The organism is Streptomyces sp. NPDC017940 (assembly GCF_044328435.1).
In the GTDB taxonomy this organism is placed as follows: domain Bacteria; phylum Actinomycetota; class Actinomycetes; order Streptomycetales; family Streptomycetaceae; genus Streptomyces.
On the sequence record NZ_JBIRHJ010000003.1, the window covers coordinates 833,852 to 848,701 of the forward strand.

The following is a 14,850-nucleotide window of genomic DNA, read 5'->3' on the forward strand; positions in this document are numbered from 1 at the left end:
ACTTCCGGCACTTACGGAACTCGCGATGCCGGGTGGTCCGGCTCACCCGGCTCACTCGGCTCGTCCGGCTCGTCCGTTCGACGCCCTGTACGGACGATCTGTACGCACGGGAGTCTAGGGCCTGCTAAAGGTGAGGTAAGCAGTCTGTCGGGGACGATGGCGCACAACCGTGGGTGAGCGGCCCGCCCGGCCCGGCGTCCGCGGGCCCGAGCGGCGCCGGACGGGGATCCGCGGGCCGCCGACGGGTTTGCGCGGGCACCGGACGGGATCCCGCAGGCGCCGGACGGGATTCCACAGGCGTCGGGTGGGGTTATCCCCAGTGCGATCGGGCGGCCCCCCTCATGGCGCCGACCCGGCGCGCCGGGCACTCTGTCCCGTATGACCGCAAGCACCACGCGCGCCCACGACGCGCCGCAGGGCCCGCCGCCTGCCCGTTTCGCCTTCGACGCGCACACCTGGAAGGAGATCGCGCACCTCCTGGTGAACCTGCCGATCGCCCTCGTCGGGTTCGTCTATGTGGTGACGGCGCTGTCCGTCGGCGCCCTCCTGTCCGTCACGGCGGTCGGTCTGCCGCTGCTCGCGCTCGGGCTCTTCGGGGCGCGGCTGCTCGGCAGGGGGGAGCGGGCGCGGGCGCGCGGGCTGCTCGGGGTGCGGATCGACGAGCCGAGCCCGATGCCGGGCCCGTCGAAGCGGTCCGGGAGCTTCCTCACCTGGCTGTGGTCGAGCCTCAAGGACCCGGTCGGCTGGCGGACGATGCTCTACTTCTTCATCCGACTGCCGTGGGGCGTGGTGACGTTCACGGTGATGGCCGTGGGTCTCTTCGTGCTGTGGCCGGTTCTTCCGTTCATCGCGCGGGGCCTCGCCAACGCCGACCGGGCGATGGTGCGCGGTCTGCTGTCGCGCTCGGACGAGCTGGAGCGCCGCATCGCGGAACTGGAGTCGGACCGGGGCGTGGTCGTGGACACCGCGGCGGCCGACCTGCGGCGCATCGAGCGGGACCTGCACGACGGCGCGCAGGCACGGCTCGTCGCCCTCGCCATGGGCCTCGGCCTCGCCAAGGAGAAGCTCCTGGAGGATCCGGACGCGGCGGCGGCGATGGTCGACGAGGCGCACGGCGAGGTGAAGCTGGCGCTTCAGGAGCTGCGGGACCTGGCGCGCGGCATCCATCCGGCGGTGCTCACCGACCGGGGGCTCGACGCGGCGCTCTCGTCGGTCGCCTCGCGCTGCACGGTGCCGGTGAAGGTGACCGCCGACCTGACGACCCGCCCGGCGGCCGCGATCGAGGGCATCGCCTACTTCACCGTCTCCGAGCTCTTGCAGAACGTGAGCAAGCACAGCGGTGCCCGGACGGCGAGCGTCGAGGTGTGGCGCTCCGACCAGCGGCTGCTCATACAGGTGTGGGACGACGGTCACGGCGGCGCGAGCCTGGACGGCGGCACGGGCATGGCGGGCCTCGCGGACCGGCTCGGCGCGGTGGACGGCCTGTTCGTCATCGACTCCCCGCAGGGTGGTCCGACGACCATCACGGCCGAGCTGCCGTGGCGGGACCGCGAGCCGGAGCAGGCCCGCGCGGGGGCCTGACGGGCCCCGCGCCAGGGGCGCGGGGAACTGCGCGCGCAACCAGGTGAAGGCCGCAGACGCGTCTGCGGGGCGACGCGGCAGGCGCGTCTGCGGGGCAACGCGGCGGGCGCGTCTGCGGGGCAACGCGTCAGACGTGTCTGCGGCTCTTCGTGTCTTCGTGCGCTGAGCGCGCAGTTCCCCGCGCCCCTTCCGGGGCCGCTCAGGCCCCCGCGCGAGGTAGGGAAAACCCCCGGTCGAAGAGGCCGACGTGCTCCATGGTCCCGGTGGCCGGGGGCGCGCATCCTGGACGTACAGGGTGATCAGCACGAGGAGAAACGGACGGCAGCGATGGCCACGGATTACGGACAGGGATATGCCCTCGGGGGCGGCGAGCGCGGTCGCGGGGCATTGCAGCGCCTGCCCGCCGCACTGCGGGCGCCCCTGGAGGGACGTACGTGGCGTGAGTTCCTGTACGTGCTGCTCTCGCTGCCGATCAGCATCGTCGGCTTCGTGTTCGCGGTGACGATGCTGTCGGTCGGCGCGGGCCTGCTGATCACGTTCGTGGGTGTCCCGGTGCTCGCCCTCGGCCTGGCCGCGCTGCGCGGCTTCGGCGCGCTGGAGCGGATCCGGGCGCGGACGCTGCTCGGTGTGGACGTCAGGACTCCGCACCCGTTGCAGGCCCGCGGCGGCTTCATGGCGTGGATGGGGGCGGTCCTCAAGAGCGGCGTCTCCTGGCGGCACGTCGTGTACGCGGTCCTGCACATGCCCTGGGCGGTCTTCTCGTTCGGGGTGACGGTGGTCTTCTGGACGTACGGCTGGGCGATGCTGACGTACCCGCTGTGGTTCTGGGTCTTCCCGATGCACGCGGGGCAGGACGGCATCCAGATCTACGGCGACGAGAGCCACCGGGTCTACCTGGACAACCCCTTCGAGATCGGGCTCACCTCGGCCACGGGCCTGCTCGTCACGCTGGCCACGCCCTGGATCATCCGCGCCCTGACGACGGTCGACCGGGTCATGGTCTTCGGTCTGCTCGGCCCTTCCCGGCTGGTGTCACGTGTCGTCGAGCTGGAGTCGGACCGGGGCGTGGTCGTGGACACCGCGGCGGCCGACCTGCGGCGCATCGAGCGGGACCTGCACGACGGCGCGCAGGCCCGGCTCGTCGCCCTCGCCATGGACCTCGGGCTCGCCAAGGAGAAGCTGGCCGAGGACCCGGAGGCGGCGGCCCGCATGGTCGACGAGGCGCACGGCGAGGTGAAGGTGGCCCTCCAGGAGCTGCGGGACCTGGCACGGGGCATCCATCCGGCCGTGCTCACCGACCGCGGGCTCGATGCCGCGCTCTCCGCGTTGTCCGCGCGGTGCACGGTGCCGGTGGACGTCGAGGTGGATCTGCCCGCGCGGCCCGCGGCGGCCATCGAGGGGATCGCCTACTTCACCGTGTCCGAACTGCTCCAGAACATCAGCAAGCACAGTGGGGCGCGGCGGGCCTCGGTGGATGTGTGGAAGGTCGACGGGCGGTTGATGCTTCAGGTCTTCGACGATGGGCGGGGTGGGGCTGATGCCTCGGTCGGGTCGGGGCTTGCCGGGCTCGGGGAGCGGCTCGATGCCGTGGACGGGATTCTGGTCGTCGAGTCGCCCGTGGGTGGGCCCACCCTGGTCACCGCCGAGTTGCCCTGGCGGGGCTGAGGTGGCGCGGGGGCGCGGGTGCGGTGCCCTTGTGCGGGTCGGCCCTCGCGGGGCGCCCCAGGCCCGCCCCTTTCCCGTAACCAGGGGCGCTGCGCCCCCTGGACCCCAGCCCTTTGTCGGCGCTCCGCGCCTCGTCCTCAAACGCCGGACGGGCTGAAAGATCCTCGTCGCACCGCCCGTCCGGAAGCTCGCCCCACAGGCTGAAAGAACCTCGCCGCGCTGCCCGTCCGGAAGGTCGCCCCACAGGCTGAAAGATCGTCGCCGCACCGCCCGCCTGGCAGCTCGCCCCACGGGCTGAGATCTCGCCACGCCACCCGCATGGGCCCCCACCCCGCAGGCCGAAACATGGCCGCTCAGGCTGAAAATGTTCGTGCGCCCCTGGGCGCACACCACTGTTCACGTCACCACGGCGCGGCCTCGTCCGAATGCTGGGATGCTGGTTCCTGTCAACGGGGCGGGAACAGGGCATGGGGGCCGGAACATCGTGGAGGACAAGGTGCGGGTGGTCATCGCCGAGGATTCAGTGCTGCTCAGGGAGGGCCTGACCCGGCTGCTGACCGACCGGGGGCATGATGTCGTCGCGGGGGTGGGCGACGCCGACGCGCTGATGAAGACGATCACCGAGCTCGCGGCGCAGGAGCTGCTGCCGGACGTGGTGGTCGCCGATGTGCGGATGCCGCCGACGCACACGGACGAGGGGGTGCGGGCGGCCGTGAAGCTGCGGGCGCGACATCCGGGGCTCGGGGTGCTCGTGCTGTCCCAGTACGTGGAGGAGCAGTACGCGACGGAGCTGCTCGCCGGGTCCAGCCGCGGCGTGGGGTATCTGCTGAAGGACCGGGTCGCCGAGGTGCGGGAGTTCGTGGACGCGGTGGTGCGGGTCGCGCGGGGCGGCACCGCGCTCGACCCGGAGGTCGTGGCCCAGCTGCTCGGCCGCAGCCGCAAGCAGGACGTCCTCGCGAACCTCACGCCGCGCGAGCGCGAGGTCCTGGGGCTGATGGCCGAGGGGCGCACGAACTCGGCGATCGCGCGGCAGCTGGTGGTCAGCGACGGCGCCGTGGAGAAGCACGTCAGCAACATCTTCCTGAAACTCGGCCTCTCGCCGAGCGACGGGGACCATCGACGGGTACTCGCGGTCCTGCGGTACCTCAACTCCTGACCGGAACCGAGGCCGGGACCGGGCGGGCCCGGCCGGGTCCGCCCCCGGCGCCGCGCCCGCCCCGGCCGGCCCGGACCCGGTCGGCCGCCGTCCCGCCACCGGGACACGACACCGCACCGCAGCAAGGTTCTAGGAGGACTCAGTCCCTCAACTAAAGGATGAGCGGAGAGCGTCTTCATGGAAGGCCGGGGGGCGAGGCACAGCATGACAAATCGGGGCATCCAGCTGTCTCAGAGGGACGTCCACCATACGAGCGGCCCTAAGAACGTGACCCTTACAGACGTAGGGTGGACCTTGGGAGCGCAGGGCGGCCTGCCGCTCCCGAGTCGCCGCCTCCAGGGAGGTCCAGTTCAGTGACCAGCCAGGTCAGTAGCCCGGCCGAGCAGGCCGACGAAGCCGACGGAGCAGTCGTCGGAGGGCAGCGCAGGCCCGCGGCAGGCGGGAAGGACGTGCGCCGCGTCGACCGGGTGATCATCCGGTTCGCGGGTGACTCCGGTGACGGCATGCAGCTCACGGGTGACCGTTTCACCTCCGAGACGGCGACCTTCGGCAACGACCTGTCGACGCTGCCGAACTTCCCCGCCGAGATCCGCGCGCCCGCCGGCACCCTGCCGGGCGTCTCCTCCTTCCAGCTGCACTTCGCCGACCACGACATCCTGACCCCGGGCGACGCGCCGAACGTCCTCGTCGCGATGAACCCCGCGGCCCTGAAGGCGAACATCGGGGACGTGCCGCGCGGTGCCGAGGTGATCGTCAACACGGACGAGTTCACCAAGCGCGCGATGCAGAAGGTGGGCTACGAGACCTCACCCCTGGAGGACGGCTCCCTGGACGGGTTCCAGGTGCACCCGGTGCCGCTGACGACGCTGACGGTCGAGGCGCTGAAGGAGTTCGACCTGTCGCGCAAGGACGCGGGCCGGTCGAAGAACATGTTCGCGCTCGGCCTCCTGTCGTGGATGTACCACCGGCCGACCGAGGGCACCGAGCGGTTCCTGAACACGAAGTTCGCCAAGAAGCCGGAGATCGCGGCGGCGAACATCGCGGCGTTCCGCGCGGGCTGGAACTTCGGCGAGACCACCGAGGACTTCGCGGTCAGCTACGAGGTGGCCCCGGCCGCCAGCGCGTTCCCCCCGGGCACGTACCGCAACATCTCCGGCAACCTCGCCCTGTCGTACGGCCTGATCGCCGCCGCGCGCCAGGCCGACCTGCCGCTCTACCTGGGCTCGTACCCGATCACACCGGCCTCGGACATCCTGCACGAGCTGTCCAAGCACAAGAACTTCGGTGTGCGCACCTTCCAGGCCGAGGACGAGATCGCCGGGATCGGCGCGGCCCTCGGCGCCGCCTTCGGCGGTTCGCTCGCGGTCACGACCACCTCGGGCCCCGGCGTGGCACTGAAATCGGAGACGATCGGGCTCGCGGTGTCCCTGGAGCTGCCGCTCCTGGTCGTCGACATCCAGCGCGGCGGCCCCTCCACGGGCCTGCCGACCAAGACCGAGCAGGCGGACCTGCTACAGGCGATGTACGGCCGCAACGGCGAGGCCCCGGTGCCGATCGTCGCGCCGCGCACCCCGGCGGACTGCTTCGACGCGGCCCTGGAGGCGGCCCGGATCGCGGTCACGTACCGCACGCCGGTCTTCCTGCTGTCCGACGGCTATCTGGCCAACGGCTCCGAGCCGTGGCGGATCCCGGAGACCGACGAACTGCCCGACCTGCGCACGCAGTTCGCCACCGGCACCAACCACACGCTCGAGGACGGCACCGAGGTCTTCTGGCCGTTCAAGCGTGACCCGCAGACCCTGGCCCGGCCCTGGGCGGTCCCCGGCACGCCGGGCCTCGAACACCGCATCGGCGGCATCGAGAAGCAGGACGGCACGGGCAACATCTCCTACGACCCGGCCAACCACGACTTCATGGTCCGCACCCGCCAGGCCAAGGTCGACGGCATCGAGGTGCCCGATCTCGAGGTCGGCGACGCGAGCGGCGACGCCCGTCTCCTCGTCCTCGGCTGGGGCTCGACGTACGGGCCGATCACGGCGGCGGTGCGGCGGCTGCGGGCCGCCGGGCAGAGCATCGCGCAGGCGCATCTGCGCCACCTCAACCCGTTCCCGCGGAATCTGGGCGAGGTCCTGAAGCGTTACGACAAGGTGGTGATCCCCGAGATGAACCTCGGTCAGCTCGCCACGCTGATCCGCGCCGAACACCTTGTGGACGCGGTCTCGTACAACCAGGTCAACGGCATGCCGTTCAAGGCCGAGCAGCTCGCCACGGCTCTCAAGGAGGCCATCGATGGCTGACACCACGCTCGAAGGGCCCACCGGCTCCGACACGCTCCTGAAGCTCGTGCCGAGGGCCGAGGGCAAGCAGTCGATGAAGGACTTCAAGTCCGACCAGGAAGTGCGCTGGTGCCCCGGCTGCGGCGACTACGCGGTCCTGGCCGCCGTGCAGGGCTTCATGCCCGAACTCGGCCTGGCCAAGGAGAACATCGTCTTCGTCTCCGGCATCGGCTGCTCCTCGCGCTTCCCGTACTACATGAACACGTACGGGATGCACTCCATCCACGGCCGCGCCCCGGCCATCGCCACCGGCCTGGCCTCCAGCAGGCGCGATCTGAGCGTCTGGGTGGTCACCGGTGACGGCGACGCGCTCTCCATCGGCGGCAACCACCTCATCCACGCCCTGCGCCGCAACGTGAACCTGAAGATCCTGCTGTTCAACAACCGGATCTACGGCCTCACCAAGGGCCAGTACTCCCCGACGTCCGAGGTCGGCAAGATCACGAAGTCGACGCCGATGGGCTCCCTGGACGCGCCCTTCAACCCGGTGTCCCTCGCGATCGGCGCGGAGGCCTCGTTCGTGGCCCGCACGGTCGACTCCGACCGCAAGCACCTCACGGAGGTCCTGCGCCAGGCCGCCGACCACAACGGCACGGCCCTGGTGGAGATCTACCAGAACTGCAACATCTTCAACGACGGCGCCTTCGAGGTCCTCAAGGACAAGCAGCAGGCCGAGGAGGCCGTGATCCGCCTGGAGCACGGCGCGCCGATCCGCTTCGGCACCGACGGTTCCAAGGGCGTCGTCCGCGACCCGGCCACCGGCGACCTGAAGGTCGTCGCGGTCACGCCCCAGAACGAGGCGGACCTCCTCGTCCACGACTCCCGCGCCGCGTCCCCGACGACGGCCTTCGCCCTGTCCCGGCTCGCCGACCCCGACACGCTGCACCACACGCCCATCGGCGTCTTCCGCGACGTGGACCGGCCCGTGTACGACACGCTGATGGCCGACCAGCTGGACACGGCCATCGAGCAGCACGGCAAGGGCGACCTCGCGGCGCTCCTCGCGGGCGGCGACACCTGGACGGTCGTCGGCTAGCCGCCGCCCGCCCCGTCTCGCGTCCGAGGCCCGGTCCTGCTCCGTCAGGGCCGGGCCTCGCCGTATGTGCGGGGCGGGCCCCCGGCGTACGTCCGGGCCGAGCCGCCGCCGTACGTCCGGGCCGCCGCGATCAGCGGGGGTGTCATGACCGTATGGCGATACGGACATGACAGCGGCCGTGCGGGGGCGCTACCTTCGTGCTCGGCAGCGTCGGGCGGCCGAGTACCGAGGAGGAGCCGTGACCCCAGCGCAGACGAGGGCGGAGGCACGCACAGGACTCCTGAACGGTTTCGCGGCGTACGGCATGTGGGGGCTCGTCCCCCTGTTCTGGCCGCTCCTCAAGCCGGCGAGCGCGGGCGAGATCCTGGCGCACCGGATGGCCTGGTCCCTGGTGGTGGTCGGCATCGCGCTGCTCGTCGTACGGCGCTGGGCGTGGGCGGGCGAGCTGCTGCGCCAGCCGCGCAAGCTGGGCCTGGTGACGATCGCCGCCGTGGTGATCACCATCAACTGGGGCGTCTACATCTGGGCCGTGAACGCGGGCCACGTCGTCGAGGCGTCCCTCGGCTACTTCATCAACCCGCTGGTCACCATCGCGATCGGCGTCCTGCTGCTCGGCGAGCGGCTGCGCCCCGTGCAGTGGGCCGCGGTCGGCGTCGGCGCCGCCTCCGTCCTCGTCCTCACCGTCGGCTACGGCCGCCCGCCCTGGATCTCCCTCTGCCTCGCCTTCTCCTTCGCGACGTACGGCCTGGTCAAGAAGAAGGTGAACCTCGGCGGCCTGGAGTCGCTCGCCGCCGAGACCGCCGTGCAGTTCCTGCCCGCCGTCGCCTTCCTGCTGTGGCTCGGCACCCAGGGGCAGGGGACCTTCGCCACCGAGGGGTTCGGGCACGGTGCGCTGCTCGCCGCGACCGGCGTGGTGACGGCGGCGCCGATGGTCTGCTTCGGTGCCGCCGCGATCCGGGTGCCGCTGTCGACGCTGGGGCTGCTCCAGTACCTGGCGCCCGTCTTCCAGTTCCTGTGCGGGATCCTGTACTTCCACGAGGAGATGCCGCCCGAGCGGTGGGCCGGGTTCGCCCTCGTGTGGCTGGCGCTCGCGCTGCTCACCTGGGACGCGCTGCGCACGGCCCGGCGGAACGCGGTGAAGCTGGCTGCCGCGCGGGTGGCGGCGGCCGCTGCCGCAGAGGACGCCGCGGCGGCCGTCGCCGCCGCGCAGGACGCCTCGCCGTCCGCGCGCGGCAAGCGGGAGCCCGCGGCCTGACGGCCGACCTCACGACCAGATTCCCGCCGCCACCGACTTCACGTACTCCGAGAAGTCACGGGGCTCGCGGCCGAGGATGTACCGGACGTCCGTCGTGGGCTCGGTGTTGTGCCCCTCGGAGAGGAAGACGTGGCCGTGGGCGAGCGAGCGGGCGGCCTCCTCCGGCATGCCGCCCGCGGTCAGGTCCGCCACGTACCGCTCCGCCGTGACCGCCTCGAAGCGCATCGGCCGCCCGGACACCGCCGATATCTCCGCCGTCACCTCGGCGAAGGTGAGCGCGCGGGGCCCGGAGAGCTCGTACGTACGGTAGGTGTGGCCCTCCTCGGTGAGCAGCGCGGCCATCACGTCCGCGACGTCCTCCACGTCGATGAACGGCTCCGCGACGGCACCCACCGGCAGGGTCAGCAGGCCCGCGCGCAGGGGCACCGCGTAGAGGTCCTCGGCGAAGTTCTGCGCGAAGCTGTTAGGCCTGATCAGCGTCCAGTCGACGTCGGCCTCGCGGACCGCGCGCTCCGCCTCGGCCAGGGACGGCTCGAACGCCATGCCGTACCGGTGGACGCCGCGGCCCGAGAGGACCACGAAGCGCCGCACGCCCGCCGCCTCGGCCTCCGCGACGAAGTCGGCGATCGGTTCCGGATCGGGCGGTGCGACCAGACCAAGGGCCCGCATGCCGTCCAGGGCGGACGCCCACGTGGCGCGGTCCATCCAGTCGAAGTGGGTCTCGGCGCTCCGGGACGCGGCGCGCACGATGCGCCCCGCGTCCCGGAGCCTTGCCACCACGCGGCGCCCCGTCTTGCCGGTGGCTCCGAGGACGAGCACGGGAGCGGCGGCGTTCTGCTCCCTCGTCCGTCCTGCGATCTGCTCCCTCGTCCGTCCTGCGGTCTGCTCCCTCGTCCGTCCTGCGGTCTGCTCTGCGGTCGTCATGGAGCAAGCCAACGTCCTTTGCCGCACGGGATACATGGGCATCCGTCTCCGGCGGATGGGTGTCCGTCTACCGTGGGGGGATGGACGCTCTGGGGGATCTGCTGCGAGGGGTACGCGCGGACGGCGCGCTGTTCGAACGGGCCGTCCAGGTCGGTCCGTGGGAGGTGGCGTGCGCCGGTGGTGCGGCGCTCGAACTGGTGGTGGTGGTGCGCGGCACGGCGCGCATCGTGATGTCGTCGGGTGAGTCGCGGGTCCTGCGCGGGCGTGACGCCGCGGTCGTCTGTACCACCGCGCCGTTCACGGTGTGCGCCGCCGACCCGGCCGCGGCCGAGAGCGAGCTGATCGCCGGGGCCTACCGGCTGGACGGCTCCGTCGGCCGACGGCTGATCGGCGCGCTGCCGCCGCTGCTCGTCGTACCGACCGGCGCGGAGAACGTGCCGGTGGTGGAGCTGATCGCCGCCGAGGTGGCCTCCGGCAAGCCGGGGCGCCAGTTCGTGCGGGACCGGATGTTCGACTGGATGCTGGCCTGCACCCTGAGCGGGTGGTTCGACCTGCCCGACGCCCGGCCGCCCGCCTGGTACTGCGCGCTCGGTGACGAGGTGGTGGGTCCCGCCCTGCGGGCCATGCACGACGAGCCGGCCAGGCCCTGGACGGTGGCGGCGCTCGCCGCGCGCGCCCAGATCTCGCGCGCGGCGTTCGCCAGGCAGTTCAGCGAACTGGTCGGCAGGCCCCCGATGGCGTACCTCACCGAGTGGCGCATGGCGCTCGCCGCCGAGCTGCTCGCCGAGCCGGGGGCGACAGTCGCCGCGGTGGCGGGGCAGGTGGGGTACGCCGACGGGTACGGCTTCAGCGACGCCTTCAAACGGATCCGGGGCATCGCGCCGAGCGCCTACCGCGCCTCGCTGGCCGCCGCGCGCACGTCCTCCGACTCGCTCGGGGCGGTGGGCTGACCGCCGCCCACGCCCGGCAGCGAGCCCCCGCCGCCCACGCCCGGCAGCGAGCCCCCGCCGCCCGCGACCGGCAGGGAAGCCCCGCTGCCCGTACCCGCCTCGGCCGTACCCGCCCCGGCCGCGCCCGTTGCGCCCCCGCCGGAACCGCCCCTGCCCGTCCCGCCGCGTACGCCGACCGCCGCGACGATCACGCCGAGGGCCGCCATGACCACCGGGACGACAAGGGCCCAGCGGAACGCCGACAGGTCCGTCCCGGCGCCCGGACCCGCGGCCGTGTGCGCGGCCCCCGGGTGCGAGTTCGCCGAGACCAGGCCCATGACGGCCGTCACCGCGGAGATCCCGATCGCGGCGCCGAACTGGGTGGCCGTCTGCAACAGACCGCTCGCCAGGCCCTGTTCGTGTTCGGCCACGCCGTCCGTCGCGGCGATCATCTGTGGCCCGAGCGTGAGCGCGAAGCCGATGCCCGCCAGGAGCAGCGTCGGGAACATCAGCAGGTACGGCCAGTCCATGCCGACCGGCAGGAACATGAGGTACGCCAGGAGCGCCAGGACGAAGCCGCCGAGGATCACGCGCGTGTTGCCGTACCGCCGCACGAGGCGTGGTGTGAGCGTCGGCGACAGGAACACGTCGCAGCCGAGGACGATCATCGCGACGGCGGCCTGCCAGGACGACCAGCCGCGCAGGTCCTGGAGGTAGAGCGTCAGGACGAGCTGGAAGCCCATGAAGGCCCCGAGGTACAGCAGCGACCCGAGCCCGGCCCGCACCACCGACCCCGTACGGAATATCCCGAGCCGTACGAGTGGCTGTGCCGCGCGCCGCTCGATCCCGACGAAGGCGGCCACGAGCAGCAGGCCCGCACTCAGGACGGCGACCGTGAACGGCCAGTCGTCGAGGCCGTGTTCGAGCCGGACGATGCCGAGGGCCAGGAGCAGCATGGCGCCCGCGGCCGCGGCCGATCCCGGCAGGTCGAAGCCCTTGAGCACGCTCACCGCCGGCGCCTGCGGTGCCTCCCCCGCCGTCGCTCCCGGCGCCTTCGCCTTCGCCTTCGGGATGAGGCGGAGCGCCCCCGCGAGGATCACGGCCGCGGCGAGCACCGGTGCGAAGAACACCCACTGCCAGCCGAGTGCGGTGAGCAGCCCGCCGACGACGAGGCCGAGCGAGAAGCCGCCCGCGGACGTCCCCGCGAAGATCAGCAGCGCCCGGTCGCGCTCGGGCCCCTCCGCGTACGAGGTGGTGATGATCGACATCGCGGCCGGTGTCATGAACGCCGCGGACACCCCCGTCATGAACCGGGCCACGAGCAGCATCCAGCCCTCGGTGGCGAACCCGCCGAGCCCGGAGAAGGCGATGAAGACCCCGAGCCAGGTGAGGAACATGCGCCGCCTGCCGAGGAGGTCGGCGGCGCGGCCGCCGAGCAGCGTGAAGCCCGCGTACCCGAGGACGTAGGCGCTGATCACCCAGGCCGATGTGCCGGTCGACAGGCCCAGGTCGGACCGGATGCTGGGGATCGCCACGGCGAGCATGGCGATGTCGGCGCCCTCCAGGAAGACCGTTCCGCAGAGGACCAGCAGCAATGCCCTGGCGCGGGCGCCCATGACGACTCCTTCGGCTGGGGTGGTGGGGTTACTCCGACGACGGCCGGTTCCTTCTTGTAACCATTGGCATCCTGCGGCAGCATCGGCAGCGGCGGAAGAAGGCACTTTGAAGTCACCGAGGCACTGCGAGGGCACCGTGGAGACCGAGGACACCGTGGAGAACGGGGGCGCTGTGGGGACCGGGGATCCCGGGGAGTACGGGGACACCGAGGAGTACGGGGACACCGAGGAGTACGGGGACAGCGATCCCTTTCAGTGGGACACCCGTGAGGACTGCCAGGTGCGGCAGATCCTGGACCGCGTGGCCGACAAGTGGTCGCTGCTCGTCATCGCGCTCCTGGAGCGGCGGTGTCTGCGCTTCACGGAGCTGCGGCGCGAGATCGACGGCATCAGCCAGCGCATGCTGACGGTCACGCTGCGCCAGCTGGAGCGGGACGGCCTCGTGCGGCGCACGGTGCACCCGGTGGTGCCGCCGCGCGTCGACTACGAACTCACGCCGCTCGGCGGCACGTTGCACCACACCATCCGGGCCCTGGTGACCTGGACGGAGGAGCACCAGTACGAGGTGGCGGCGGCGCGCTCGGCGTACGACGCGCGGGTCGCCGCCGGGGAAGCGGCGTCCGGGACACAGGCGTAGGGGCAGCCTCCGAGCGGGCAGGCCCGGGGAGGGCGCCCGGGGCCGGGGAGGCTAGGCCTTGGTGGCCCGGTGTGTCCGGGCCTTCGCCCTGTTCCCGCAGCGCTCCATCGCGCACCACCGCCGCCGGCCGGGGCGCGAGGTGTCCACGAAGAGCAGGAAGCAGTCGTGCGCGGCGCACTCGCGTACGCGGGAGGCGTGCGGGCCGGTGAAGAGGTCGACGGCGTCGCGGGCGACCGTCGAGAGGAGCCCGGTGGCGGTGGCGCCCGGCGCCCAGGCGCGGCTGCCGTCCGCCTCGATGCGGGCGGTGAGCGGAGGAGCGGCCGCGGCGTCGTTGAGCAGTTCCAGGTGCTGGGGGTCCCAGGGGCGGCCGTGGGCGTGGTCGGCCGTGAACAGGAACAGGGCGTCACGCAGCTCCCGCGCGCACGCCAGCTCCCCCTCGGTGACGGTCATTCCGGGGCAGGGCCCGACGCGGCTCCGGGCCGTCCACTCCAGCAGGTCCGCCGGAGCGTGCAGCGTCTCGAAGCGGGCGAAGGCGCCGGGGCCGCCCGTGGTGAGCAGCTCCAGACACAGCGCACCCGGATCGAACCGGTAGACCTGCCCGTCCGGCGGACGCATGACCATGCCCACGCCCGCACCCAAGTCCGCGCCCACGTCCGCACCGGCACCGGCCTTCGCCGCGTAGTCCGCTCCTCCTGTTGCCACGTAACCACTATAACCGGTTACGATGGCGCCATGACCCTGCACTGGAAACTCGTCATCGACGCGCAGGACCCGCACGCCCAGGCCGCCTTCTGGGGCGAGGCGCTGGGGTACGAGGTCGAGGACAACAGCGCCCTGATCGAGCGGCTGCTCGGCTTCGGCGCCGTCAGCGAGGCCGAGACCGTCGACTTCCGGGGGCGGCGCAGCTTCCGCGACCTCATCGCCGTACGGCATCCCGACGATCCGTACGACGAGGAGAACGGCACGGGCCTCGGTCGGCGGCTGCTCTTCCAGCGCGTACCGGAGCCGAAGGCCGGCAAGAACCGGCTGCACATCGACGTGCACTCCACGCCCGGCACCCGCGCGGAGGAACTGGCCCGCCTGGAGGCACTCGGTGCGACCGCGCTGCGCCACGTGGAGGAGGCGGGCACGGGCTGGGTGGTCCTCGCGGACCCGGAGGGGAACGAGTTCTGCCTGCACTGACGGAGTTCCGCCTGCTGCGCTGACGGAGTTCTGCCCGCACCGACGGGCGGGGGCCCGGTGCCTCAGAGGTCCAGGGCGTGGCCCGTCGTCGCGTCCACGCGGTCCGGGACCTCGTCGTGCCGGTCCCCGACCGTCAGCGTCCCGGTGGGCTCGAAGAGCAGGGCCGAGGCGCCGGAGCGCGCGATCGGCTTGTGCTCGGTGCCGCGCGGCACCGTGAAGACGGAGCCCTTCGACAGCGTGACGGTGCGCTCGCCCGAGGCATCGCGCAGGGCGATGTCCAGCTCGCCGTCCAGGACGAGGAAGAACTCGTCGGTGTCGTCGTGGACGTGCCAGATGTACTCGCCCTCCAACTTGGCGACGCGGACGTCGTAGTCGTTGACGTGGGTGACGATGCGGGGGCTCCACACGGCGTCGAAGGAGGCCAGGGCCTCGCTCAGGTCGACGGGGGCATGCCTGGGGGCGGGGGCGCTGTCGGTCACGGGTTCCTCGGGGGTCATGGGTTCATGGCGGGACATGGGCTCATCGTGGCCCTT

Annotated in this window: 13 protein-coding genes; 9 read left to right on the forward strand and 4 right to left on the reverse strand. The window is 72.2% G+C overall.

Features of this window, described 5'->3' with window-relative positions; all coding sequences use genetic code 11:
- The first annotated feature begins 378 nt into the window (after nucleotides 1-378).
- The 6 genes from ACH4DX_RS13795 (at nucleotide 379) to rarD (ending at nucleotide 9,029) form a co-directional block, all read left to right on the forward strand.
- On the forward strand, nucleotides 379-1,581 hold the full coding sequence (locus ACH4DX_RS13795; RefSeq protein WP_398122151.1) for a sensor histidine kinase: 1,203 nt from the start codon (nucleotides 379-381) through the stop codon (nucleotides 1,579-1,581).
- A gap of 327 nt (nucleotides 1,582-1,908) precedes the next feature.
- The gene (locus ACH4DX_RS13800; protein ID WP_398155156.1) at nucleotides 1,909-3,246 is read left to right on the forward strand and encodes a sensor histidine kinase; all 1,338 of its coding nucleotides are present in this window, start codon (nucleotides 1,909-1,911) and stop codon (nucleotides 3,244-3,246) included.
- Between the two features lie 496 nt (nucleotides 3,247-3,742).
- On the forward strand, nucleotides 3,743-4,402 hold the full coding sequence (locus ACH4DX_RS13805; protein ID WP_398122270.1) for a LuxR C-terminal-related transcriptional regulator: 660 nt from the start codon (nucleotides 3,743-3,745) through the stop codon (nucleotides 4,400-4,402).
- 353 nt (nucleotides 4,403-4,755) lie between these two features.
- Entirely contained in the window at nucleotides 4,756-6,699 is a 1,944-nt protein-coding gene (locus ACH4DX_RS13810) for a 2-oxoacid:acceptor oxidoreductase subunit alpha (RefSeq protein ID WP_398155157.1), read from the forward strand.
- On the forward strand, nucleotides 6,692-7,774 hold the full coding sequence (locus ACH4DX_RS13815) for a 2-oxoacid:ferredoxin oxidoreductase subunit beta (protein ID WP_398155158.1): 1,083 nt from the start codon (nucleotides 6,692-6,694) through the stop codon (nucleotides 7,772-7,774). The genes ACH4DX_RS13810 and ACH4DX_RS13815 overlap by 8 nt, the downstream gene beginning before the upstream one ends.
- Before the next feature lie 238 nt (nucleotides 7,775-8,012).
- Nucleotides 8,013-9,029, forward strand: a complete 1,017-nt coding sequence (gene rarD / locus ACH4DX_RS13820) for an EamA family transporter RarD (RefSeq protein WP_398155159.1) — start codon at nucleotides 8,013-8,015, stop codon at nucleotides 9,027-9,029.
- A 9-nt stretch (nucleotides 9,030-9,038) separates the two neighbouring features.
- On the opposite strand, the gene ACH4DX_RS13825 is transcribed toward rarD, so the two are convergent.
- A complete protein-coding gene (locus ACH4DX_RS13825) occupies nucleotides 9,039-9,953 on the reverse strand; it encodes an NAD(P)H-binding protein (protein WP_398155160.1) in 915 nt (304 codons plus the stop codon).
- Between the two features lie 80 nt (nucleotides 9,954-10,033).
- On the opposite strand from ACH4DX_RS13825, the gene ACH4DX_RS13830 reads away from it, so the two are divergent.
- The gene (locus ACH4DX_RS13830; protein WP_398122157.1) at nucleotides 10,034-10,903 is read left to right on the forward strand and encodes an AraC family transcriptional regulator; all 870 of its coding nucleotides are present in this window, start codon (nucleotides 10,034-10,036) and stop codon (nucleotides 10,901-10,903) included.
- Here the strand turns inward: ACH4DX_RS13830 and ACH4DX_RS13835 are convergent.
- On the reverse strand, nucleotides 10,843-12,498 hold the full coding sequence (locus tag ACH4DX_RS13835) for an MFS transporter (RefSeq protein ID WP_398155161.1): 1,656 nt from the start codon (nucleotides 12,496-12,498) through the stop codon (nucleotides 10,843-10,845). The two genes, ACH4DX_RS13830 and ACH4DX_RS13835, sit on opposite strands and share 61 nt — an antisense overlap.
- A gap of 106 nt (nucleotides 12,499-12,604) precedes the next feature.
- Between ACH4DX_RS13835 and ACH4DX_RS13840 the strand changes: the two genes are divergently transcribed.
- Complete coding sequence (locus ACH4DX_RS13840) at nucleotides 12,605-13,135, forward strand: winged helix-turn-helix transcriptional regulator (protein WP_398155162.1); 531 nt, start codon at nucleotides 12,605-12,607, stop codon at nucleotides 13,133-13,135.
- A 51-nt stretch (nucleotides 13,136-13,186) separates the two neighbouring features.
- On the opposite strand, the gene ACH4DX_RS13845 is transcribed toward ACH4DX_RS13840, so the two are convergent.
- Entirely contained in the window at nucleotides 13,187-13,756 is a 570-nt protein-coding gene (locus tag ACH4DX_RS13845) for a CGNR zinc finger domain-containing protein (protein WP_398155277.1), read from the reverse strand.
- Between the two features lie 111 nt (nucleotides 13,757-13,867).
- Between ACH4DX_RS13845 and ACH4DX_RS13850 the strand changes: the two genes are divergently transcribed.
- Nucleotides 13,868-14,317, forward strand: a complete 450-nt coding sequence (locus ACH4DX_RS13850) for a VOC family protein (RefSeq protein WP_398122160.1) — start codon at nucleotides 13,868-13,870, stop codon at nucleotides 14,315-14,317.
- 62 nt (nucleotides 14,318-14,379) lie between these two features.
- On the opposite strand, the gene ACH4DX_RS13855 is transcribed toward ACH4DX_RS13850, so the two are convergent.
- Complete coding sequence (locus tag ACH4DX_RS13855) at nucleotides 14,380-14,814, reverse strand: cupin domain-containing protein (RefSeq protein WP_398155278.1); 435 nt, start codon at nucleotides 14,812-14,814, stop codon at nucleotides 14,380-14,382.
- Nucleotides 14,815-14,850 lie beyond the last annotated feature (36 nt).

Coding starts and splice junctions, on each gene's coding strand:
- ACH4DX_RS13795 (WP_398122151.1), top strand. CDS start 379: ATGACCGCAAGCACCACGCGCGCCCACGACGCGCCGCAGGGCCCGCCG.
- ACH4DX_RS13830 (WP_398122157.1), top strand. CDS start 10,034: ATGGACGCTCTGGGGGATCTGCTGCGAGGGGTACGCGCGGACGGCGCG.
- ACH4DX_RS13835 (WP_398155161.1), bottom strand. CDS start 12,498: ATGGGCGCCCGCGCCAGGGCATTGCTGCTGGTCCTCTGCGGAACGGTC.
- ACH4DX_RS13850 (WP_398122160.1), top strand. CDS start 13,868: ATGACCCTGCACTGGAAACTCGTCATCGACGCGCAGGACCCGCACGCC.
- ACH4DX_RS13855 (WP_398155278.1), bottom strand. CDS start 14,814: ATGACCCCCGAGGAACCCGTGACCGACAGCGCCCCCGCCCCCAGGCAT.
- ACH4DX_RS13825 (WP_398155160.1), bottom strand. CDS start 9,953: ATGACGACCGCAGAGCAGACCGCAGGACGGACGAGGGAGCAGACCGCA.
- ACH4DX_RS13845 (WP_398155277.1), bottom strand. CDS start 13,756: ATGGTCATGCGTCCGCCGGACGGGCAGGTCTACCGGTTCGATCCGGGT.
- ACH4DX_RS13800 (WP_398155156.1), top strand. CDS start 1,909: ATGGCCACGGATTACGGACAGGGATATGCCCTCGGGGGCGGCGAGCGC.
- ACH4DX_RS13815 (WP_398155158.1), top strand. CDS start 6,692: ATGGCTGACACCACGCTCGAAGGGCCCACCGGCTCCGACACGCTCCTG.